General features: G+C 43.4%; 17 protein-coding genes. 6 read left to right on the top strand and 11 right to left on the bottom strand.

The window, feature by feature from the left end:
* Position 1 precedes the first annotated feature (1 nt).
* The 4 genes from pflA to L4C44_RS21270 all read right to left on the bottom strand — a co-directional run bounded on the left by pflA (position 2) and on the right by L4C44_RS21270 (position 6,234).
* The gene (gene pflA, locus L4C44_RS21285; protein WP_428805675.1) at positions 2-742 is read right to left on the bottom strand and encodes a pyruvate formate lyase 1-activating protein; all 741 of its coding nucleotides are present in this window, start codon (positions 740-742) and stop codon (positions 2-4) included.
* Positions 743-906: 164 nt separating this feature from the next.
* A complete protein-coding gene (locus tag L4C44_RS21280) occupies positions 907-1,908 on the bottom strand; it encodes a lipid A deacylase LpxR family protein (RefSeq protein ID WP_146492204.1) in 1,002 nt (333 codons plus the stop codon).
* 200 nt (positions 1,909-2,108) lie between these two features.
* Complete coding sequence (pflB, locus tag L4C44_RS21275) at positions 2,109-4,385, bottom strand: formate C-acetyltransferase (protein ID WP_146492203.1); 2,277 nt, start codon at positions 4,383-4,385, stop codon at positions 2,109-2,111.
* A gap of 307 nt (positions 4,386-4,692) precedes the next feature.
* Positions 4,693-6,234: a DUF3360 family protein gene (locus L4C44_RS21270; protein ID WP_048664665.1), complete on the bottom strand. Its 1,542-nt coding sequence runs from the start codon at positions 6,232-6,234 to the stop codon at positions 4,693-4,695.
* A 791-nt stretch (positions 6,235-7,025) separates the two neighbouring features.
* On the opposite strand from L4C44_RS21270, the gene L4C44_RS21265 reads away from it, so the two are divergent.
* The 5 genes from L4C44_RS21265 (at position 7,026) to L4C44_RS21245 (ending at position 13,326) form a co-directional block, all read left to right on the top strand.
* Positions 7,026-7,796: an ABC transporter ATP-binding protein gene (locus tag L4C44_RS21265; protein ID WP_004736532.1), complete on the top strand. Its 771-nt coding sequence runs from the start codon at positions 7,026-7,028 to the stop codon at positions 7,794-7,796.
* Positions 7,797-7,932: 136 nt separating this feature from the next.
* The gene (locus tag L4C44_RS21260; RefSeq protein ID WP_048659693.1) at positions 7,933-8,703 is read left to right on the top strand and encodes an ABC transporter substrate-binding protein; all 771 of its coding nucleotides are present in this window, start codon (positions 7,933-7,935) and stop codon (positions 8,701-8,703) included.
* 79 nt (positions 8,704-8,782) lie between these two features.
* Positions 8,783-9,523, top strand: a complete 741-nt coding sequence (locus L4C44_RS21255) for an ABC transporter permease (protein ID WP_146492202.1) — start codon at positions 8,783-8,785, stop codon at positions 9,521-9,523.
* A 2-nt stretch (positions 9,524-9,525) separates the two neighbouring features.
* A complete protein-coding gene (locus L4C44_RS21250) occupies positions 9,526-10,203 on the top strand; it encodes an ABC transporter permease (RefSeq protein WP_060982332.1) in 678 nt (225 codons plus the stop codon).
* A gap of 231 nt (positions 10,204-10,434) precedes the next feature.
* Positions 10,435-13,326 (top strand): ImpA family metalloprotease, encoded by a 2,892-nt coding sequence (locus L4C44_RS21245; RefSeq protein ID WP_428805674.1) that lies wholly within the window; start codon positions 10,435-10,437, stop codon positions 13,324-13,326.
* Between the two features lie 135 nt (positions 13,327-13,461).
* On the opposite strand, the gene xthA is transcribed toward L4C44_RS21245, so the two are convergent.
* The 3 genes from xthA to emrD all read right to left on the bottom strand — a co-directional run bounded on the left by xthA (position 13,462) and on the right by emrD (position 18,073).
* A complete protein-coding gene (gene xthA / locus L4C44_RS21240; protein ID WP_428805673.1) occupies positions 13,462-14,268 on the bottom strand; it encodes an exodeoxyribonuclease III in 807 nt (268 codons plus the stop codon).
* Between the two features lie 161 nt (positions 14,269-14,429).
* Positions 14,430-16,520 carry a S9 family peptidase gene (locus tag L4C44_RS21235; protein ID WP_428805677.1) on the bottom strand — a complete coding sequence of 697 codons (2,091 nt, stop codon included), beginning with the start codon at positions 16,518-16,520 and terminating at the stop codon, positions 14,430-14,432.
* Positions 16,521-16,867: 347 nt separating this feature from the next.
* Positions 16,868-18,073, bottom strand: coding sequence for a multidrug efflux MFS transporter EmrD (gene emrD, locus L4C44_RS21230; protein ID WP_285953227.1), 1,206 nt, complete (start codon positions 18,071-18,073; stop codon positions 16,868-16,870).
* 498 nt (positions 18,074-18,571) lie between these two features.
* On the opposite strand from emrD, the gene L4C44_RS21225 reads away from it, so the two are divergent.
* Positions 18,572-20,689, top strand: coding sequence for a methyl-accepting chemotaxis protein (locus L4C44_RS21225; RefSeq protein ID WP_428805672.1), 2,118 nt, complete (start codon positions 18,572-18,574; stop codon positions 20,687-20,689).
* Positions 20,690-20,822: 133 nt separating this feature from the next.
* Here L4C44_RS21225 and L4C44_RS21220 read toward each other — a convergent pair whose 3' ends face one another.
* Genes L4C44_RS21220 through L4C44_RS21205 form a run of 4 tightly spaced genes read right to left on the bottom strand, consistent with a single transcriptional unit; the run spans position 20,823 to position 23,510 of the window.
* Positions 20,823-21,956: a ribosomal protein uL16 3-hydroxylase gene (locus L4C44_RS21220; RefSeq protein ID WP_146492197.1), complete on the bottom strand. Its 1,134-nt coding sequence runs from the start codon at positions 21,954-21,956 to the stop codon at positions 20,823-20,825.
* Positions 21,957-21,999: 43 nt separating this feature from the next.
* Positions 22,000-22,170 (bottom strand): pleiotropic regulatory protein RsmS, encoded by a 171-nt coding sequence (gene rsmS, locus L4C44_RS21215; RefSeq protein ID WP_146492196.1) that lies wholly within the window; start codon positions 22,168-22,170, stop codon positions 22,000-22,002.
* Positions 22,160-22,708, bottom strand: coding sequence for a primosomal replication protein (locus L4C44_RS21210; RefSeq protein ID WP_428805671.1), 549 nt, complete (start codon positions 22,706-22,708; stop codon positions 22,160-22,162). The genes rsmS and L4C44_RS21210 overlap by 11 nt, the downstream gene beginning before the upstream one ends.
* Before the next feature lie 22 nt (positions 22,709-22,730).
* A complete protein-coding gene (locus L4C44_RS21205; RefSeq protein ID WP_146492194.1) occupies positions 22,731-23,510 on the bottom strand; it encodes a sulfite exporter TauE/SafE family protein in 780 nt (259 codons plus the stop codon).
* Positions 23,511-23,626 lie beyond the last annotated feature (116 nt).

Here is a 23,626-nt window from a genome sequence, read left to right as displayed (position 1 = left end):
ATTAGTATTTTACGTTTGAATGGTACTGGCTTAGAACAGCAACAATCTCGTCCATTTTCTCTTTGCTCGGTGGGTTTGTACCTTCAAGAGGGTAGTCAAAACCAAGCGCTTCCCACTTATGTGCACCAAGCTTATGGTATGGAAGCAGTTCTACTTTCTCGATGTTATCCATGTCTTTGATGAATTCACCTAGCAGATGAGCATCTTCAGCCGTATCAGTGTAACCAGGGACAATTACATAACGAATCCACGTCTTCTTACCGATTCTATGTAGGTAGCGTGCAAAATCCAGAGTACGTCTGTTTGATACACCAATGAAATCGTGGTGAATCTCATCTCGCATGTGCTTAAGATCAAGCATCACTAGATCAGAGGCTTCTAGTACTTCATCAACCACTTCAGTGTGCTTACGAATGTAGCCATTAGTATCAAGACAAGTGTGAATGCCTTCGGCTTGAGCTGCGCGGAAAAAATCACGAACAAACTCAGGTTGTAGCATCGCTTCACCACCAGAACAGGTGATACCACCGCCTGATGCTTTCATGAAATGACGGTATGATTTTGCTTCGTTGATGATCTCTTCGACCGTTACTTCCTTTCCGTCATGAAGATCCCATGTATCACGGTTATGACAGTACATACAACGCATTAAGCAGCCTTGAAGAAACACAATAAAGCGGATACCAGGGCCATCGACAGTACCACAAGATTCGAATGAGTGAATGCGACCAGTTGTAGACATGAGCTATTCTCGTAGAGGAATTTATACCGTTTATTTTATTACAAAAACGGTACATAAAATAGGGTCAAATGGTAACGAGACCTTTAAAAATAAAGGCAATCACCTGTGAAGATGATTGCCTTTATTAAACTTGAAAAGTAAAGGACGACAGCCCTTACTGGTGGCTAGAAGAAAGCAAACATTGTGATACCGCCAGTGGTGTACACTGACTCTTTTGCTTCTTTGTAATCCGGTGTTTTTGCTGTTAATGCGAAAGAGGCACCAACGTATTGGTTATACCAAGCGACACCAAGCACAGCAGTCGCTTGAATGTTCTCTAAAGTCACATCGTAGATAGCTGGGTCTTCGTTGTTTTTATTAGCGTACTCATCAACACCTGAGCGATCGCCTTCGATAGTCAGGTCGTTGAATCGGTAGCGACCTTCAAGGCCTGCATAGGTAAACCAACCTGTGTTTGATGCGCCGATCATGCCAGGTTTGAATGGGTTTTCTGTGGTGATGTTAGCTGCACCAAAGTTACCACCCAAGTCCGTACCCCAGCGGAACATAAAACCAGTCGAGATATCACTTCTAAAGTTACCGACGTTGATTTCAGAAACGTTAGAGATTTCGTAGTCAGTATTCGCTAAAGCTTGATTACGCATTAGGTTGAAATGGCTTAAATAACCAACGCTCCCCGCCCACTCATCATCAACTTGGTATTCCCAACCCATAGGTTCATCCGATTTAGTGATCGAGTGAACTAGCTTCTGAGCGTCTTCTGAAAGTGCACGCTCACCAGTCGTACCAAACGTTATGTTAAAGCGCTGGGCTTGTTGTGGATTCAAGCTGATGTAGTTGAATTCAGTGTGAAGGTAACCGGCATATGGACGGTCATTGGCTGATGGCGTTTCTAACTCTATGTCAGAAGGGGTATACATTTTGTGGCCAATGGTGATTTCCCATTTGTCTAGAGAGCTTGCGCCCCAGTAGGAAAGACTCAATGGTTTCACCCAATTATATGGCGTAATACTTGATGATGTGTAACCCAGAAATAAGCCGTTGGTATAGTCTTGGTCGACACCAAAAATACCATCGTTATCTAAAGCAAAAGTGACTGTAGAACGATCAGATGCCAAAGATGAAAAGGAGAGGAGAATCAGGGGTAAACAACGCAGGTATTTCATGGAGCAGTTACTCTTAAATTATGAACCGCGATATTACCGTAATTTGAGTGATTTTGTGGAAAAAAAGTGAATGATAGGGTGCTTTTTTGCTCAACCTAACATTTCGCGGGATGGGTGAGTTCAGTGCGATTTACCGCAGATATAAAAAAGCCCCGCACATTGGCGAGGCTAATATTATTTACTGTCTATTGAGCGTGAGCTTATAGAGACTCAGTAAATGTACGTGCGATTACGTCAGCTTGTTGCTCTGCAGTTAGAGAGTTAAAGCGAACAGCGTAACCAGATACACGGATTGTTAGCTGAGGGTATTTCTCAGGGTGCTTAACTGCGTCTTCAAGAGTTTCACGGTTAAGAACGTTAACGTTAAGGTGTTGACCACCTTCAATGCCAGCTTCGTGGTGGAAGTAACCATCCATTAGGCCTGCAAGGTTAGCACGTTGGCTGTCTTGTTCTTTACCTAGTGCGTTTGGCACGATAGAGAACGTGTAAGAGATACCATCTTGTGCGTCAGCAAACGGTAGTTTACCTACAGACGTTAGTGAAGCTACAGCACCTTTCTCATCACGACCGTGCATTGGGTTAGCACCAGGAGCGAAAGGAGCGCCAGCACGACGACCGTCTGGAGTGTTACCTGTTTTCTTACCGTAAACCACGTTAGACGTGATAGTAAGAACTGACTGTGTAGGGATTGAATCACGGTAAGTCTTAAGCTTACGGATTTTGTTCATGAACGTAGAAACTAGTTCACAAGCAATATCATCTACACGAGAGTCGTTGTTACCGTATTTAGGGTAATCGCCTTCGATTTCGAAGTCAGTTGCGATGCCATCTTCGTCGCGGATTGGTTTAACAGTCGCGAATTTGATTGCAGACAGTGAGTCAGCAGCAACAGATAGACCAGCAATACCACAAGCCATAGTACGACGAACGTCACGGTCATGAAGAGCCATTAGAGACGCTTCGTAGCTGTATTTGTCGTGCATGTAGTGAATGCTGTTTAGTGCAGTCACGTATTGCTTAGCTAGCCAATCCATGAAGTGATCTAGACGATCCATTACTTTGTCGTAATCAAGAACAGCGTCAGTCATTGGAGCTTCTTTAGGACCAACTTGCATCTTAAGTTTTTCGTCCACACCACCGTTGATTGCGTAAAGCATTGTTTTCGCAAGGTTAGCACGAGCACCGAAGAACTGCATTTGCTTACCAACGATCATTGGAGATACACAACAAGCGATAGCGTAATCATCAGACGCAAGGTCAGGACGCATTAGGTCATCATTTTCGTACTGGATAGAAGAAGTATCGATAGATACCTTCGCACAGAAACGCTTGAAGCCGTCAGGTAATTGCTCAGACCAAAGAACAGTGATGTTTGGCTCTGGAGAAGGACCCATAGTGTATAGAGAGTTTAGGAAACGGAAGTTCGAACGCGTTACTAGCGTACGACCGTCGATACCCATACCACCCATAGATTCTGTTGCCCAGATTGGGTCGCCAGAGAATAGCTCATCGTACTCAGGAGTACGTAGGAAACGAACCATACGCAGCTTCATTACGAAGTGGTCGATCATTTCTTGTGCTTGTTCTTCAGTGATTTTGCCAGCAGCGATATCACGCTCGATGTAGATGTCTAGGAAAGTCGAAGTACGACCTAGAGACATTGCAGCACCGTTTTGAGATTTAACAGCAGCTAGGTAGCCAAAGTAAGTCCACTGGATAGCTTCTTGAGCAGTTTGAGCTGGCTCAGAGATATCGAAACCGTATTTCTCAGCCATTTGCTTGATTTGACCTAGAGCACGGTGTTGCTCAGAGATCTCTTCACGCAATTGCATTGTTGCAGCAAGATCTTCGCCATTCTCGAAACGCTCTTGTAGAGAAGCGAATTGAGCAGCTTTGTCTTTCATTAGGAAATCAATACCGTAAAGTGCAACACGACGGTAGTCACCAATGATACGACCACGGCCGTAAGCATCAGGAAGACCAGTCAGAACACCAGACTTACGACATTTTAGGATATCAGGAGTGTAGATATCGAAAACGCCAGCATTGTGTGTTTTGCGGTATTCTGAGTAGATTTTTGAAACCATTGGGTCAAGAGTTTCACCGTATGCTTTACAAGAACCTTCAACCATGCGTACACCACCGTTAGGGATGATTGCACGTTTTAGTGGCTTCTCAGTTTGTAGACCAACGATAGTCTCAAGATCTTTCTCAATGTAACCTGCATCGTGAGCAGTAATGGTAGAGATAACAGAAGTATCGAAATCTACAGGTGCTTTAGTTGCGTTTTCCTGTTTGATACCTTCCATTACCGAAGACCAAAGCTTGTTAGTTGCTTCAGTACCCTCAGAAACTAGGAAAGACTCGTCGCCTTCATACGGCGTGTAGTTCTTTTGAATGAAATCACGAACGTTTACTTCGCTTTGCCACTCACCTGCAGCAAAATCTTCCCAAGCTTTAGCAAATTGCTCTGCCATGACATACCTACCTTTTTAGTAGAAAAAATACGTACATTAACACTGTTGAGCCAGCGCCCCTCGAAAGGGTAGTACACTCTTATTAATAACAATATATATGAGCATATTAGATTCATATGGTTATATATATTGTCACTACATTTTATATGTTGTCTTTACTCTATGTATTCAAGACTACGCTAAAAAATTCCTGCAAACCTTAAACTAAATCAATAAATGCCAAAAAAAGTTGAAAAAATTTGAGTGACAGGGGTTGCCACCCAAACTTTTTTTTAATCCCAATACTACTTTTGTGTAGTAAGAACCATTATAGCCAAGCTTTTAGGCCATATTGACTTTCTAGCATACCAACTGCAAGCATTGCCACTAGACAGATAACTAAAACGCCAACTGGGATAACAATCTTGTCTACAAATGATAGACGCTTCGCACGTTCTTTATCACCAATTAGACCGTTGTTATCAAGAAGCATAGTCAGTGCCCATGCTAATACTGGGTTAACAACCGCTGAACCGAAGATACAGATACCAGCTGCTTGAGAATCTTTTGAATCCTTAACCATTTGCATACCCGCTTCAAGTAGAGGAAGAGATACACCTACAAGTAGCGCAACACGCATCACTGGTGGCCATACCGCAACGTCCATTGGGAAACCAAGAATCGCAACAATAATACATAGAGAACCAAGCAAAATTGCGCCGCCAGGAATTGGACGTTTCGCGATTGCTGCTGGGATCATGTAAGTACCCCAAGAAGAAGTGATGTTACCACCACCTACTGCAGTACCCACCATTTGACGAACTGAACACATAGTCATTGTGTCATCTACGTCCATAAGTACTTTTTCAGACTTTTTAGGGTAGTTCAGTTCTTGGAAGATACGGTGACCTAAGAAGTCAGGTGACCACATTGCTACTGCAAGAATTGCGAATGGTAGAGAAGCGATGAAGTGTTCAACGTTTGGCAAGCCAAGCATCCAACCTTCAGAAGTAGAACCCCACCAGTAAACTGGGTTTAGGTTCGGAATACCCATTTCAGTTTCGAACACGATATCGAAACCAGCACCTAACGCCAATGCAATAGCAAGGCCTGTGAATGCACAAACTGGGATAGCTAACCAACGCTTGTTCACTTTTGCTAGGAAAGCGTAGATAGCTATAGTAATAGCAAGAACGATTAAACCAACGTAACCCATGCTGCCCGCTTCAACAGTAGAAGATTGAAGACCAACCGCCCATGTTTGAATCGAGTTGATTTGGCTCATGGTACCCGTTAGGCCTAAGAAGATAAGCAAGCCACCAGCGGTACCTTCCGAAGTCAGGTTAACCAGCTTGGAGCCGCCTTTTAGGAAACTTAGGATTAGACCGAAGACACCGATAAGGATTGCCAATGCAAGAGGGTGAGCACCAGCTAGAGCGATGGTACCAATAAGAGGAATCATTGGGCCGTGGTTACCGGCAAGGTTTGCTTTAGGGTTAAAGAAACCAGAAGCAAGGATACAGAACAGCAGTGCAGGGATAAGCATTTCTACACGAGCGACTTCAATCGCAAACTCTTTACCAAGGTTTACGTGATCCCAAGCTTGAGTTAGGCCATCAGCCCAAGACATCATTACTGCTGAGTACATCGCGATGATACCAATGGTACCAGCAAGTGCAGGAACAAGGTCTTCAAGTTCAAAACGGAAGTCACGACCAGGAAGGTTTAAACCGAAGCGGCGAGGCTTCATGATCTGAAGCTCATGATCTAGATAATCTGAGCGGCTCTCAAACTCAGAAGCAGGGCGGTGTAGCTCTTTATAGCTTTTCTCTTCTACTTCAGAGTTCGCATTGTTCACAACGTCTGACATAGATTCCTCATATTTTTATGTTAGTAATTCTAAAATTGAATTCTATAAGTTCGCGTAATTGCGTTATTTCTTAGTTATAACTCATTAACATTATGTTGCACGGTCTTGATGTGCTTTATGCAGCTAAGTTAAAAGAAATGTTTGGCATTTTTAATGCCTTATTCTTTGCTGAGAAGTCTAACAAGCTTACCCTTTAGGGTGATTGATCTTGATCACTTTATGAGTGTATGTGAAAGAAAGCTACAAAACGCAGCGATTCATTAACTTCCCATTGATGAATCGTGTAATTAGTTTTCACAAACTGTCGTTTTCTTATCTTCTTTGAGCCTTTACCGCTCTGGCATCAATTCAATGCTCCTTGTTTACTGAGTTATCTCACTATTACTCACTTGCTCTGTATTCTGACTAAAATGCTTACAATGCAGTAACCTCAAAATAATTGTGATTTATAGAGAGGTGATGTGTTGAATGTGCGCGCTATGTTTTGCCGGTTGCAATGTTTCTAAGTTCACAAAACCTGTTTTTCTTGTGAGATATCAAGCTACGAGAATCTCATTTTGATTAACTTTATTTAAACAATGTAAGGGGGCTAATTACAGCTTATTGATAGAACTCATTCATTAAATTGAGGTGAAAACGCTACCTTTTGCATAATAAGTCAGAGTGAATCGCTATTTATTCCAAATTATTAGGTTAATAATTTGTTGCATGTTATTCCGTGTGGTGCTAGTTTGTATCGCATGAAAAGGTCGGAGTACCTTGCATTTTCACAAACTTGGGAGAGAAAGCGCATGAAAGATGTACCAGCGCTGGACATAAAGGATCTACACAAAACGTTTGGTCAAAATGAAGTTTTAAAGGGAATTTCACTTTCTGCGCATAAAGGCGATGTAGTATCGATTATCGGATCTTCAGGGTCGGGTAAAAGTACTTTCCTTAGATGTATCAACTTGTTAGAGACACCTACCGCAGGCGAGATTTGGGTTAATGGTGAATTAATTCAAATGAAAAACAACCGCCAGGGTGTTTCTGTGCCTGCCAATGAAAAACAAGTACAGCGAATCCGTTCTCGTCTGGCGATGGTTTTTCAGGGTTTCAATCTGTGGTCTCACCTGACCGTTCTCGAAAATGTTATCGAAGCGCCTGTTCACGTCTTAGGTGTACCTAAAGCACAAGCGATTGAAAATGCAGAGCTACTATTGAAGAAAGTAGGTCTGTATGAGCGTAAAGATTACTACCCGGGTCATTTGTCTGGCGGCCAACAACAGCGTGCTGCGATTGCGCGAGCGCTAGCGGTTGATCCTGAAGTGATGCTGTTTGATGAACCGACATCGGCATTAGACCCTGAGTTAGTAGGCGAAGTGCTTGGTGTAATGCGCGATCTAGCAGAAGAGGGAAGAACCATGCTTGTGGTAACTCACGAAATGGCTTTTGCTCGTGATGTATCTAACCATGTGATGTTCTTGCATCAAGGTCTAGTGGAAGAACAGGGTGATCCAGCTAAACTGTTTACGGAACCTGAATCTGAGCGATTACAGCAATTTATCTCATCGATTTACTAATCAGAATTGAAATACCGTCGCCAAGGTAAACAGTGACGGTGTTAACAATAAAACACAACAAGTAAGTTAATAAGTAACAACAAACACAATATTAAAACTAGCAAAACATAAAAACCTAAATCACAGGAGTAGGGATATGAAAAAGTGGTTATTAGTCGCGGCACTTGCTGCAACTGCTGCAACGGGCGTAGCTCAAGCAAAAGAATGGAAAACAGTACGTTTCGGTATTGAAGGTGCTTACCCTCCATTTAGCTGGACAGAAGCTGACGGTTCACTGAAAGGCTTCGATGTCGATATGGCTAACGCACTTTGTACTGAAATGCAGGTGAAGTGTAAGATCGTTGCACAAGACTGGGATGGCATTATTCCTTCTCTACTTGCTCGTAAATATGATGCGATCATCGCGGCAATGTCTATCACGGAAGAGCGTAAGAAAAAGATCGACTTCACTGGTAAATACGCACTTATCCCGAACAAGTTCATCGCTAAAAAAGGTGCAGGCCTTAATTTTGATGATCTAAGTGGTCAAAAAATTGCCGTTCAACGAGCAACAACTCACGATAAGTACCTAACAGATAACTACGGCGACACAGTAGAGATCGTTCGTTACGGTTCATTTGATGAAGCTTACCTTGATCTAGCTAACGGTCGTGTTGCTGCTGTACTGGGTGATGCATCTGCTCTAGAAGAAGGCGTACTAAACAAAGCTGGTGGTGAAGCTTACGAGTTTGTTGGTCCATCACTAACAGATCCTAAGTGGTTCGGTGAAGGTTTTGGTATTGCTCTACGTAAGCAAGATAAAGATCTGACTAAGCAATTGGATGCTGCAATCCTTTCACTACGTGAAAAAGGCATCTACCAAGATATCGCTGCTAAGTACTTTAACTACGACGTATACGGCCAGTAATCTCTAGCGTCACTTCTTAAGGGAGAGGTTCTCCTCTCCCTGTCTTACCAACTTTTTCGCAGTTCTGTTGGAATTCATTATGTTTGATTTACAAGGATATGAAGCTTCGATCCTGAAAGGGGCGGTGCTTACAATCGAAGTTGCCTTGCTGTCGCTAATTTTAGCTATGGTTCTTGGTATGCTAGGTGCCTTAGCAAAACTAGCGCCTTATCGCTGGGCTCGTGCTATTGCAACCCTCTATACAACTGTTATTCGAGGCATTCCTGATCTTGTCTTGATGATGCTGATTTTCTTTGGTGGACAAATCCTTTTAAACAACAGTTTGTATTCCATCAATGAGTGGCTCAATGAGTGGTTCTCATCCAGTGATCCTAATCACGAATGGACCTCTTACTTACCTGATTATATTGATGTCAGCCCATTTATTGCTGGTGTCTTAACCATTGGCTTTATCTTTGGCGCTTACATGGCTGAAACCTTCCGTGGTGCGATCATGGCAGTTGATAGCGGTGAAATGGAAGCGGCAAAGGCCTATGGCATGGGACCTGTTTTAGCGTTCCGTCGTATTTTATTACCGCAAATGATTCGTCACGCATTGCCAGGCTTTGGTAACAACTGGTTAGTTCTACTTAAGACTACCGCATTGGTTTCGATTATCGGCCTAGAAGACATGGTCCGTGTTAGCGCATTGGCGGCAGGTTCAACCAAAATGCCATTTACCTTCTATATGACGGTGGCACTTATCTTCTTATTCTTCACCAGTGTTTCGACAGGCTTACTTAAGCTGGTTGAACGTAAATTCAGTATCCACGCGAGGTAGTTATGGACTTTTCATTGATAATTGAAAGCCTGCCGATTTACCTTGGTGGTTTATGGACAACAGCTTGGATGGTTTGCGTCGCTTTGATTATTGGCTTATTCGTCGCCATACCATTAGCTATCGCTCGTAACAGTCCAAATATGATGATTAACGCTCCGGCTTGGTCGTTCATCTATTTCTTCCGTGGTACGCCGTTATTGGTGCAGTTGTACCTGATTTATTACGGTATGGATCAATTCTTCCCAGTGAAAGACACACTATGGGAAAACGCTTGGTTCTGTGCTCTGGTGGCATTCATTCTTAACACATCAGCATACACAGCAGAGATCATTCGCGGTGCGATTAACGGGTTACCGAAAGGTGAAGTTGAAGCAGCAAAAGCGTATGGCATGAGTACACCGAAGACTTACCGTCGTATCATTTTACCAAGTGCTTTACGTCGCGCACTACCAGCTTACAGTAATGAAGTCATCTTCATGCTTCACGGTTCAGCGGTAGCGGGTATCGTAACGATTATGGATCTGACGGGTGCAGCACGTTTGGTTAACTCACGTTACTACGCTCCATTTGAGTCTTTCTTAACGGCAGGCCTGTTCTACATGGCGCTAACGTTCATCATCATCGCGATTTTCAAATTCGCAGAGAAACGTTTCCTAGCTTATCTAAGACCGCTTAGCTAATAAGTACACAGCAACAATTTCAGTTAAACAAACGGCGCTTTCATAGCGCCGTTTTTTATATCGTCAAAACTACTGTTCTTTAATTTTTCGGCGGAAGAAAGAGCGCGTTAACTGAGGATTTTTAAAAATAGTTAACTTGCTTCAAATTGCATTCACATATTCATGAGATTAATTGCTTTAGATTTAGCGATAGATAGACTCAGCGAAATTTTGTTGTTGTATGGAATAATGATGAAAAAGAGTAAGTTACTATCCAATTTGGTGCTTTGTGCGATTGCCTTATCACTTTTAGGATGCGGAGGTGGCAGCGGCGGTGGAAGTGCCCAAACTGGTTCTGGTGGTTCTGGTGGTTCTGGTGGTTCTGGTGGTTCTGGTGGTTCTGGTGGTTCTGGTGGTTCTGGTGGTTCTGGTGGTTCTAGTGGTTCTGGTGGGGAAGGTAATGAAGGTGACGGAAATGGTGAGCCTGGCATTACTCCAACTCCACAAACCGCGGTGCAAAAGGCGTTGTCCACAGGTGACGCTTCTTATGTGACTGATTCCAAAGAGTTCATTGATGCAAGCCAAGCGTTAGTCGCTCAATACAACTCGGACTACAATCATATTAAGCAAGCTTTATCCCTAAACGCTGAAGGGGAACCTCTACGTAGTCTTCATTGGGATCCAACACATGATACGGCAATTATCTTACCTACCTATGGTTTTAACGATATCATCTTGAAAACCAATAAAGCGATGCAAGATGGTTATGCCGACCAAGAGCTTGTCATTGGTATTGCGGGTTATACATCAGACGACAGCCGCTATGCCGCATTAGCAAGCAACCCGTTTCGAACTAAGCAGCGCTTTCCAAGTTCTGTCAACGAAGAGATGGATACTTGGTTGAAGAACTTGGTTCGGTGGGCTTCTAGTAATGACTCGCCACAAAATGTTGTGTTAGCTCAGCTTGATCAATCTCATTACTTTCCTGATGACCAAGCGACACGAAACTGGTTAACCGACAATGTTAACGCTTCTATGGTTATCAACGCTGACAATACTTGTGATGGCAGTAAATTAAGCCAATGTCTTGAAGCCAATAACCCTGACTTGCTAGTTTTGTCTCAAAAGTTAAATGATGGCGATGACATTGAAGATGTGATTTCAGGTTTACGCTTGGCGTTCAGTAAAAATATTCCAGTGTTATACCTACATCTTGATGGCGGTATGACGGACTTAGGTAACGCACTATTTGCAGAAATGCACATGACGTACGTTGGCGATAACTATTGGCGCAAGCTAGGTTTGTCGAACTGGAATTCTACACAACTGATTGATCAAATACCGGGTAATATTGTCCAGCAACAAGCGCTTTTACAGCGATTGAAAGACAACAGTTTCACCGTTGACCTGAATTTGTGTGAGGACAAATCTTGCCCTGACGATTCCAATATGGATGAAGAGTTTTATACTGCGGCGAACAGTATTCGTTCACACCTAACGACTCTTGATAGTAAAAAAATAGACCTGTTTGCAACCGATGATTACGAATATGAAAAGTTGTTACTGTTACTTGCGGATCGTTATCGCCAAGATGTTCAGTACCCGATGGGTAAAGGTGTAACGGAGAGAATCGAGTTTCTTCGTTCTTACTATAGTGATTACGCCGCATACAACAGCCGTTTGTATAATGCGGCACAACCAAACTTAGGTAATTTTAGCACCAAGACTTTTGAGGATGCCTCTCTAGTAAGCCAAAATATAACCCTAGAGTCTAAGAGAAGTTTCCGTGCGGCAGGCGTGTATGCTTTGCCTGGTAAGACGATCAAAGTGACTCGTTTGGACAGCAATGAAGTAGCTACATCGATAGCATTTAATACGCTACGTAGTGGAGCTACTCACGAGTTTTCGGGCGATGATGGCTATGCTAGACCAAAGTTTTTAACCTCGGTAGCCTATCCTGTGAACCCGGGAGAGACGATTTATCTCACATCTGCTTATGGTGGGACGTTACAGGTTCATTTTGATACTAATGATATTGATGTGGAGCTGCGTTTTGAGAATGTCGCTCAGCATCCTGTCTGGCGCAGTGAAGCAGACAACGAAAGCTTTGTTGCACAGCTTGAAGAAGGAAAGTTTGATTGGGCTGAGCTCATTACTCCGGGGTTTGAGGTTCATTCTAAGTTGGACAAAATGAAGGAATCTATCAGTGCTGCTGACTGGGCTCAGCCTCATGATATGGCTCTCGCCACAGAGCGTTATGTACATAACTTTCCTCATGCACTTGCAGGCTTTAAAGGGCCGGGTATTGATGAAATTGCTGAAATACATCAATACGGAGAGGCAAAAGGTTGGGAAATTGCGACCATTGATATTGTAAAGCATATGAACGCAGACCAAGCTAACTGTGGCTATGGTTGTTCAGGAAACCCGTATGATGCCTACTGGTCGTTTCATCCATTAGGGCATGGTGATCTTCACGAGTTAGGGCATGGCTTAGAGCGTGGTCGATTTAGGTTTAGCGGTTGGGATGGGCACTCTACAACGAACTACTATTCGTATTTTAGTAAATCAAAATATTATAAAGACACAGGAAAAGTATCGTCTTGCCAAGGCTTAGATTTTAAAGGGCAGTATCAGCTTTTACAGCAGAGTCGGACTCAACCTGATCCAAGTGCTTTTATGGCGGCTCAAAATCAAACTGGTTGGAGTTGGGGAGCTCGTATCTACATTCAAATGATGATGCTTGCAGAGCAGCAGGGTGTATTGAATTCGGGTTGGCATTTATTAGGGCGCTTGCACTTGATTGAGAGAGAGTTTAATCGCTTGAAAGGCGGTGATGAACTTTGGAACGATCGAAAAGGCTCGATTGGTTTTTCAGATTATACGAGACAAGAAGCGGTAGATATTACAAACAATGATTGGTTGCTTATCGCATTGAGTTACGTTGCAGAACGGAATATGACGCAATACTTAGATATGTGGGGATTCAGTTTCAGTGATAAAGCGAAGCAACAAGTCACAGCTCTTAGTCTAAGTAACATGCCTTTGACATATTTTGCATCGTCTAATCAAGGATATTGTTTAGATGAGTTTGCTAAGACGCCGTTAGACGTTGACGGCACGACCATTTGGCCGCTTAACTAGGTATATGACAGATAGAGTCACGAATAAAAAGAGAGGAGATATTATCTCCTCTCTTTCGTTATTAGCTTCTGATCAGCGTTGTGAGTACTATTTGCTTGCTACTTGATCTGGCTAAGTTTTGTTACCTAAAAATGACTATTTAAACGTCGCCCAAATCGGAGCGTGGTCTGATGGTTTTTCGATACCACGTAGTTCGTAGTCGATGCCTGCTTCAGTACACTTATCAGCAAGCTTTTGAGTTGCTAGTACCACGTCAATACGAAGGCCACGGTTGTCCACGAAACCTTTTGAGCGGTAATCAAACCAAGAGTATTGATCGTTTACTTCAGGGTGCAGTAAACGGAAGCTATCCACAAAACCCCAATCCATCAATGTTTTCAACCATTCGCGCTCTTCTGGTTGGAAAGAACACTTACCGGTTTTCAGCCAACGTTTCGCATTAGGTTCACCAATGCCGATGTCAGCATCAATAGGGCTGATATTGATATCGCCCATTACGATCACTTGTTCATCTTTATTGTGGTAATCGTTTAGGTAAGTCATCAAGTCTTTGTAGAACTCACGCTTGTAAGGGTATTTGGTTTCATGTTTGATGTTATCCCCTTGAGGGAAGTAACCATTTAGTACTGTAACCTTTTCACCGTTTTCATCTTCAAACGTTGCCATGATCATACGTTTTTGATGGTCTTCATTGTCGGTTGGAAAACCTTTCTGAACAGAGATTGGCTCTTGCTTACACAGCATAGCCACACCGTAGTGTGCTTTTTGGCCGTGAAAGTAAACCTTATAGCCCATCGCCTCAACATCAGCAATAGGGAAGGCTTCATCGTGTACTTTTATCTCTTGCAGACCAATTACGTCCGGTTGGTGTTTGTCGATAATAGCTTGCAGTTGGTGAAGGCGGGCTCTTAGGCCGTTGATGTTGAAGCTAATTACTTTCATTTATTTTTATACCTCTCGTAAACCTTTGCCTATAGTGCAGCAAAGATTATTTGATTTGGTGAGTTTGATAGTTAATCGTATTTAACCATGCTTAATAATGTATGTCGCCATTTGTAGAGACAAAATGGCGACATAAAACGACGTGACGACTTACGTTGAATCTATTGAGTCTTGAGTAAATCTAAAAAGAACGCGTATTCGAGTGCGTCTTCTTTTAGTCGTTTAAATCTCCCAGATGCACCACCGTGACCAGCTTCCATGTCGGTTTTGAACACCAGTACATTGTTATCTGTTTTCATTTCACGCAGTTTCGCCACCCACTTCATTGGTTCAAAGTATTGTACTTGTGAATCATGTAGGCCTGTTGTCACCAACATGTTCGGGTAGTTTTGTACCTTAATGTTGTCGTACGGTGAGTAACTCAGCATGTAATCGTAGTAGGCTTTATTGTTAGGGTTGCCCCATTCGTCGTATTCGTTAGTCGTAAGAGGGATCGACTCGTCAAGCATGGTTGTTACTACGTCCACAAAAGGAACATGTGCTCCAATACCTTTATACAAATTAGGCGCTTGGTTGATGATCGCTCCCATTAGTAGACCACCAGCTGAACCGCCCACCGCGAATACTTTATCTTTAGCGCCGTAGCCTTCTTCAACTAGGCCCTTAGTTACATCGATAAAGTCATTGAACGTGTTTTGCTTGGTTAGCTTTTTGCCGTCTTCATACCAAGGACGCCCCAGCATTTCTGAACCGCGGATGTGAGTAATCGCAAAAACGAAGCCTCTATCGAGCAGGCTGAGACGAGTCGAGCTGAAGGTCGGCTCAATGGTAGTACCGTAAGATCCATAGCCGTATTGGTAAATTGGGTTAGTGCCGTCTTTCTTGAATAAATCTTTGCGATAGACCAAAGAGACAGGTACTTGCTTACCATCGCGAGCCGTAATCATGATTCGTTCTGATTGGTAGTTATCCGCGTCGAAATCACCTAATACAGGCGTTTGCTTCATGATTTCGAATTCACCTGTACTGAGGTCAAAATCATAGTAAGTGCCTGGAGTCGTTAAGCTGCTGTAATAGACTCGAACTTTTGAGTTATCTAATTCATAGTTACTCGTTAGGTAAGCGGCGAAAGCGGAGTCGTTAAATTCAAGTGGGAGCTCTTTACCTGTTGTGAGTTGGCGAACCTTGACTGTCGACAAGCCATTCGCACGTTGCTCGTAAACAAGATGGTCATCAAACAACTCGAAATCAACAAGCTGAGTGTTATCGTCTGCTGCAATGACATCGACCCATTTTGAGCGGTCATGCATGTCTGCAGCTGAGACTTTCATTAAACGAAAGTTGACCGCTTGGTAGTTGGTGTAGATGTAATACCAATCACCCAATTTAGCAATGCTGTACTCAATTCCAGTCTCTTTTGGGTAGAAAGCTTCGGCTTTAGCCTTTGGGTTGTTGGCATCGATGACTGACACACCACTGGTTTCTGTGCTCGAGTGCCAAATATAGACCTGTTCACCATCTTTGCTTTTACTCAATGAGGTGTAGTAAGCGCTGTCGGTTTCTTCGTAGATTAACTCATCGCTTGTTTGAGGTGTGCCTAAAACGTGGCGGTAAACTTGGTAACCTAGCAGTGTTTGTGGATCTTTCTTGATGTAGTAAAAGGCTTGGTTGTCGTTTTGCCACGCGATAGCACTCGAAGCACCTTCAATTTCGTCGTTTAGGTATTCACCTGTCATGAGGTCTTTAATCTTGATGGTGTAAATGCGGCGACTCAGGGTATCTTCGCCATAGGCCAACAAGTTTTCGTCTGGGCTGATCGTTAAGCCGCCAATACTGAAGAATTCATGTTCTTTTGCTAGTTCATTAACGTCTAAGATGACTTGCTTGTCTGTACCTAAAAAGTCTTTTTCTCGCAAGTGTACTGGGTATTCGTTGTCACCTGTGACTTTATTCGAGTAGTAGTAGCTGCCTTTACGCACCGGTACCGAATTGTCGTCCTTCGCGATTCGGCCTTTGATCTCTTCAAATAACTGTCTTTGTGTTGATTCGGTATGCTTCAGCACGGTCTCTGCGTAGTGGTTCTCTTGCTCAAGATGCTGCAAAATCTCTGGATCTTGGCGTTCATCATCACGCATCCAGTAGTAATTATCGATTCGAGTATCACCATGAATCGTCATTGCATGAGGGACTTTCTTAGCAACAGGAGCTTGTGTCTGCTGAGCGACGAGTTGCGATGGAGAGTAGTGTTTCATGGTTGTTATTCCTTGATTGCTGCATCCGGCGACAAGCGCGGCCGATACGGCTAATGTGGTTAAAGCGAAACGCATCTGTATATCCTTAGTGTGCACCTTACTCGTTTTAATGCCAGCATCCTTTTCTATCAGAGCCTAGGTATCTTGGTTTTCTTCCAGTGATATTATTTATAATTGGATTCTGGATATGCACTTTCAACGTAAGTGTCTGTTATTGTTTTCAAAAAATCAAAGTAATGTTAAATGAAATTGAGGTAGACGTGAGGTGAGGGAAAGCGTGCAACAAAAAAGGGACACACTTTTCAGTATGCCCCTTTTCTGTATTTGGGTAGGATTCGAGTGTTACTTTAGATAACCAGTGGCATTTCGTTTGAGTGGTCAGGCTTGCGATTAACCCAACGTAAACCAAGCATCACGATAAATGACATAGCAATCATCAGGCAACCGAGTGGCAGTTGGTCTTGAGCCGGGAAGAACGATGCCAATAGTGTTGCGATGCCAGCACCTAGGTTTTGCATACCACCTAAGATCGCGCCTCCTGTACCTGCATGGTATGGGAATGGCGATAGTGCCCCTGTTGTTGCTGCTGGGAATAAGATACCAGCACCCAAGAAGTAAATGGTTGCACCGCCAATCAAAGTTAGTGCTGTTGTTTGACCAAACAGACCCGGTATCAGTACCACGGCTGAACCGACTAAGATCGACACCAGGCCTACATTCAGTGCGCGGCGCTCTGAACGACGTTGTGCGATGTAGCTAGACAGGCCTGCACCCACTAAGTAGCCCGGGATAGGCAAAACAAACAACAAGCTTACTGTGGTTGCAGGTAATCCAAGTACGCCGCCAAGCAGTACACCAGCCGCTGCTTCAAATACTGCGACGCCCGCGAATGTTGCCACTAGTACTAGTAGGAAACCTTGGAAGCGTTTGTCAGACAGAACGAATTTGTAGCTGTTTACAACTGATTCGTTTTTGCGTCGCTCTTTTGGCAGAGTTTCCATCATGCTCGTCATCATGGTGATCACAACAGCGATACCAAATAGCGCGAGGAACAAGTAGCTGGAACGCCAACCGAAAGCTTCTGTTAGGTAACCACCTAAAACAGGCGCCATCAGTGGTGAGAAAATCACACACATGCTGATTAAGCTATTTGCACGGTGCAGCTCTGCTCCTTCAAAACAGTCACGAGTCAATGTACGAGACATTGCACCGCCACAACCTATGCCTAAACCTTGGATAAAGCTACCCACTAGGAACCATTGATATTCATGAGCGAACAATGCCACCAAAGTACCGATGATGTAGATGATCAAACCTGCAACGATGATAGGTTTACGACCTAGGCGATCAGAAAGCGGGCCGTAAACAAATTGCGACAGACCATAAGGGATCAAGTAGCACGCCATCACAGCTTGAAGTGAAGACGCAGAAACCAAGAACTCACCCGCCATATGACCGATAGAAGGCACGTACATCGTTTGAGTCATTTGACCTACGGCTGTCAGAATAGCGATTAAAAAGGTAAGTTTCGCTAATGGAAACGAGGCAGACATTTGCGTATCTCTCCAAAAATTAAAGACGTAAAAAGCCTTAGCGCTCCATTAAGGAGTGCCAAAAGAATAAAGTATTCAGGGAATCTAGGCGCGAGATATTAGAGCTTGATTGCCGACTTAGCAATCAAAAAATGTGAAGTTGATCAAGATAAAAATCTATAACTTGGATTAGAAAAAGTAATTCGAAATTACTGTGTTTTAAAGATGTAGGGAGAGTCAGCTTCTTTGAAATATCGATGCTAGATTATACCAAAAATGTTAGAGCAATAGACCTATTGGCAATGATTGTATGAGTAGATTATTTTGAAATCACAGAAGCAACAGGTAAAAGGCATTGCTTGTTAACATTTATGTAAACTTTCGTTTTATATGTAAGCGATTTGTGCTGTAATTATTCGCTAAGCTATTCGTCTAACTCATTTACATTGTGTACAGCAATTTGTTGTCGGTGTGATAGTTACGGTTATGGAAGTCTTTTGGCTTAAATAAGGATATTAAATGCGCTCTCTATCGGTACAGTGGAAAATAACCCTCTTAGCAGGTTGTTGTTTAATCATTACGTCACTGTCTCTTATTGGTTTCTCGATCTACAACGCGACGAGCAATCAACAAGTCATCAAATCTCAAAGCTCAGAATCAGTTATCAATAAAACTCAGCAGTTGTTGGCGTCTGTTTCTCAGCTTAATGCCCAAGAAACTCAACGTTATGTTGACGAAGCCATTTACCGCGCAGAAATGCTTGCGGCTAGCGCTCAGTTCTTAAAGAATAATGCGGATGAAAACTTTACACCAAGTGAAGAACTTCGTACTGCCTTGGATGAAATGATCCGTCGCTCGGTTTTAAACTTCGACTCTATTCAAGGTGCGTATCTAGTTTTCAAACCTGACTTGCTCGATGGGGAAGACGCAAACTATGTCGATGCCGACTATGTTGGTTCTAACGAAAGAGGGCGTTTCGCACCTTACTGGAAGGTGGCAGATAATGGTGAGAATGTACTTTCGAACGTACTTTCAGAATCAACATTGGATGACAACAGTAATAGCGAACGCTTTTACTGTCCTTTATCTTCTGGGCAAACCTGTATCAGCACACCTAGAGTCGTTAATAGTGGTGGTACAGCACTTCTGACATCTTCGATTTCAGTTCCAATTTTAGTTGATGATGTTGCAATTGGTTTTCTTGGGATTGACTTAAGACTCGATGGCTTAACGAGTGTGGTCACTCAATCTGATCAGAGCTTATTTGATGGTGCTGGTAAAGTTTATGTGGTTAGCCTAGATGGTTCAGTCATCGCTTCTGATGATTCAAGTATTGCAGTCGGTTCTACCTTCCAAAGTGATAACACCGACAGCGATCGAATGACCGATTTTATCTTCGGCGGCGAAGTAACAACGCAATGGAGTGAGAATGGCGAGTGGTTACTTGCGTTTGCACCTGTTGTTGCAGCTAATCAAACTTGGGGTGTGTTGTTTGAGATACCGAGAGAAAGTGTCGTCGCTGATGCAAACAAATTGGATTCCATCATTAGCACCAAGCTAAGTGAAGGTATCAGAACAGAAGTGATTGCCGGTATGGTCTTTATCGTTTTTGGTCTAGCCATTATCGCGTTTGCTTCATTGTCTATTGTGAAACCGATTCGTCAGGTAGTGGAGCGACTGAACGATATCGCTTCTGGTGAAGGCGATTTGACTCAGCGCTTAGAAGTGAAATCTCAAGATGAAATCGGCCAGCTAGCGAAAGGCTTTAATCTGTTTCTAGATAAGCTACAACACACGATCAAAGAAGTCATTCATACCACTGAGCAAGTGGCGAGTACGACAAGCCAGGCTAAAGCATCGGCATCAAGCACTCGAGAAAGCAGTGAGTCTCAATTTAAAGAAGTCGATCTGGTAGCAACAGCGGCAGAAGAGATGACTCAAACTGCGGGCTTAGTGGTACAAAATGCAGAAGTGGCCGTTGATGCAGCGTGCGAAGCGAATCGTTCAGCTCAGCAAGGGCAACAAGTTATTGAGCTTTCAGCCGGTGAAATGAGAAAGCTGGTGGAGCGTATGTCGAGCGCTGTACCTATTGTTGAAGAATTGGCTAAAAATAACGGTAACATCACTGAGATCTTAAGTGTTATCGAGGGGATCTCTGAACAGACAAACTTATTAGCGCTAAATGCTGCGATTGAAGCGGCAAGGGCGGGTGAGCAAGGTCGAGGTTTTGCGGTTGTTGCTGATGAAGTAAGAAACCTAGCAAGTCGTACGCAGTCATCAGTTGGTGAAATCAGAGCGGTGATCGATAAGGTCCATGCGGGTACGCAAGACGTGGTGGAAGCGATCCAAGAAGGTAATATTCTTGCCAATGATACAGCGCTACATGTTCAAAAAGCGGTTGAAGATCTGGGTTCGATCTTTACTTCTATTGAGGCGATCAGTGACATGAACAGTCAGATTGTTCGAGCAGCCGAAGAGCAACAATCGGTTTCCGGTGAAGTGAACCAAAGCGTGGTTAACATTCGCGACTTGAGTGCGAGGATCTTAGAGCAAGCTGCCGCTTCTGAACAAGTAGGCACGGAAATAGACCAATTATCCCAACAGCAGCAGAAATTGGTTAATCAGTTCAAGGTTTAGTTATTCAAGCTTATTACCTGTTGAATAGAAAAAGGACAAATGAAGATTTCATTTGTCCTTTTTTATTTTTCTCAAGTTCTAAGTCTCTTAGATTTTCGGGATTGATTATGTCCGACGAAACCTATTAGCGAAGTTAGTCTTCGATGAACCAGTAACCTTTGTTCACTAATTCAGTCACGACCGTTATGCCCGAAGGAGATAGAGCAGTAGCTGAAGTAATTAAGGTCTCATCGCAAAGTATGTTGAGTAGTGATGAATCTGCCTGTTCAACTTTAACGACTTCACCATTTATGTAAGCCGTGTTGCTTTCATTTTCATGGTAGAGCGCTTTTAAGCCAGATACGCGTTGGATTTCGCCCTCAGACTCTAAGTGTTGAGCAATCTCTTCTTCTGTCCATAATGGCTCAGGAGCGACGATATCAAGCTGGTGGCGTGATTGGCTTAGTAGACAACCCATGAATTCACTGATGGTTTCAGGTTGCTCTAGTGCAGATTTCAACATGTCAGTGAGATTGCTTAAATCCGATGAACGAATCTTGCCGTAGCCTTCTTGCGCTTTGAATTCTGGATCATGCAGATGAACGTCACCCATATCATGAGCAAGCACAAAATCGGCAAAGTTGCTGATTAGCTCTTGTTCTTTAGGGGAACGGTAGCCAATAGAGTAGCTCATCGACGGCTCTAATGTGTTCCCTTCATGTGGGAAACCTGGTGGGATATAAAGGATATCTCCTGGCTCTAAGGTTTCATCAATGATTGGCTCAAAGCCTTCTATTTGGCGTAGAGCAGACGCTTGAACGGTCTCTTTGTATTGACCAACATCTTTCGCACCCACTTTCCATTGACGTTTACCTTGGCCTTGAATGATGAATACATCGTATTGATCAATATGTGGGCCTACGCCGCCTTCAGGTGCTGAATAGCAGATCATGAGATCGTCGAATAACCAGTTTGGTAACGTTTGGAACGCCTCAGTCAGCTGATTTGCGCCTTGGTGCCAGTGGTTCGCTGCTTGAACGATCAACTGCCAGTGAGTTTCGGTTAATTCGCCAAATTTTTCTTCAGAGAATGGACCGTGTTCTGCAGTCCACTGATTGTCGAGGTTAGAGACAAAGCGAGAATCCACTTCTTCTTCCATCGATAAACCAGCAAGTTCTTCCGGCGAAATTGGGTCGATGAAGTTTTGGAAGCCACCTTTCAAGATGGTTGGTTTTTTATGCCAGTAGTTTTCAAGAAACTCGGGCATAGAAAAGCTAAGTTGGTACATGTGAATCCTGTATATTTTTATGCTAGATGCTAGATGCTAGATGCTAGATGCTAGATGCTAGTTTGGCTTGTAAATCTTGCTGGACAATTTTGATTGCTTCTAACGCGACTTTTGGATCGATTTCGTTACTTTCGATCAGATAGATCAGGTCGACAGCTAACTTAACTTCTTCTGGTGCGTTATCCAGTGGTGATGGTGTGTTATCAGTGTTCATTTCGCTTAGGGTTCTCTAAGTTAATCAGTCTCTCAATATTTTTCATTGAGTCTTCACAGCGTTCTAATCGTTCTTTTGCTAACTGCCAAGTCTCTTCCGCCTTTTTCTTACTGTGGCGAGGCGCAGAATCAAACGCTAACTTTCGTACTCGTACTAAATCGATTAATCGCTTTTGCCAATCTTGGTGCTGAGCGAGTTCGTTGTATAGGTCGTTAAGGGTTTTCCCTGACTTACTTTTTCGGTCTAAGCGTAAATCATGGTTAGCTAACTCTCTTTGGATTGCTGCAATCTGATTTGTCAGCTTTTCCGTCAGGTAGTTAGCTCTGGACGCGGTCAGTTGATTTGTGGTTTGTTCACGTACAATGGTGCGGTACGTTGCCTGAGTTTCAAGTGCATAAGGAAGCAAAACAGAGGCGCCGCACTTGAATAAGGCTCTATCGAATAGGGCTTGATGATAAGCACATCGGGATTTATCAACCTGAGAGCAATGGCCAATTAAGGTATCAATGACACTTTTGAGTTTTGAAAATTGATTCATTTCACTTCCCGTTGGCTACGGCCTATAAGTTAACAAACCAAGCTTCGTATGCCAGTTTAATTGCAAGTACGCTTACTACAGTAACAAACACAGGTCGTATAAATGTAGCACCAAAACGAATAGCAGAATGAGCACCAACAAACGCTCCGGCCATCAAACAAAGACCCATAGTTAAACCTAGAACCCAATCAATATGACCAAGAATCGCAAAGGTCACCAAAGAGGTAAAGTTACTGGTAAAGTTCATGGCTTTGGATAGACCAGAGGCAAGTAAGATATTTAAGCGATAAAGCGCCATAGAGCTTACCGTCCAAAACGCGCCAGTTCCTGGGCCGGCAACCCCATCATAAAATCCGAGAATGAACCCTTGATACTTTTGCTTTCTCTTAAGTACGGGGCAAGGCTTAGGTGACACGTTGTGATTGGCATTCGGTGTCTTATGAAAAATGGTATAGACCGCTGCGGCAAGAATGACTAACGGCAATACCTTCTCTAACCACTCCGTGCTAATAGCATCAACAGTAAGGGTGCCGATGGTTGCACCGATTAATGTGGCAATGAATGCATTGATCCAACACTCAGGTTTGAACAGCTTCTTACGGTAGTAAGTGAATGCAGCTGTAGATGAAGCGAAAGTCGCTGCAAGCTTGTTAGTGCCTAATGCAATGTGTGGGGGGAGGCCAAGTGACAGCAAAGCTGGAACAGTTAACATCCCCCCGCCACCTGCGACAGCATCAATAAAGCCTGCTGCAAATGCAACCAGAGCAAGTATGACCAACATGGTTGGCTCAATCATTTCCATAAATAGCTAGTGTTCTCGTTATCGGCTGATAGGGCAGCCACATGAAGAATCGATGGATTAGTCATGTTGGGTTGTGAATGCAAGGGCCTAGCGATGACAGGCCCATAACTACCTCA

Origin of the sequence: Vibrio satsumensis (assembly GCF_050337435.1) — a bacterium.
Lineage (GTDB): Bacteria > Pseudomonadota > Gammaproteobacteria > Enterobacterales > Vibrionaceae > Vibrio > Vibrio satsumensis.
Note: the sequence above shows the minus strand (reverse complement) of the source record. Positions and strands in the feature narration are given on the sequence as shown.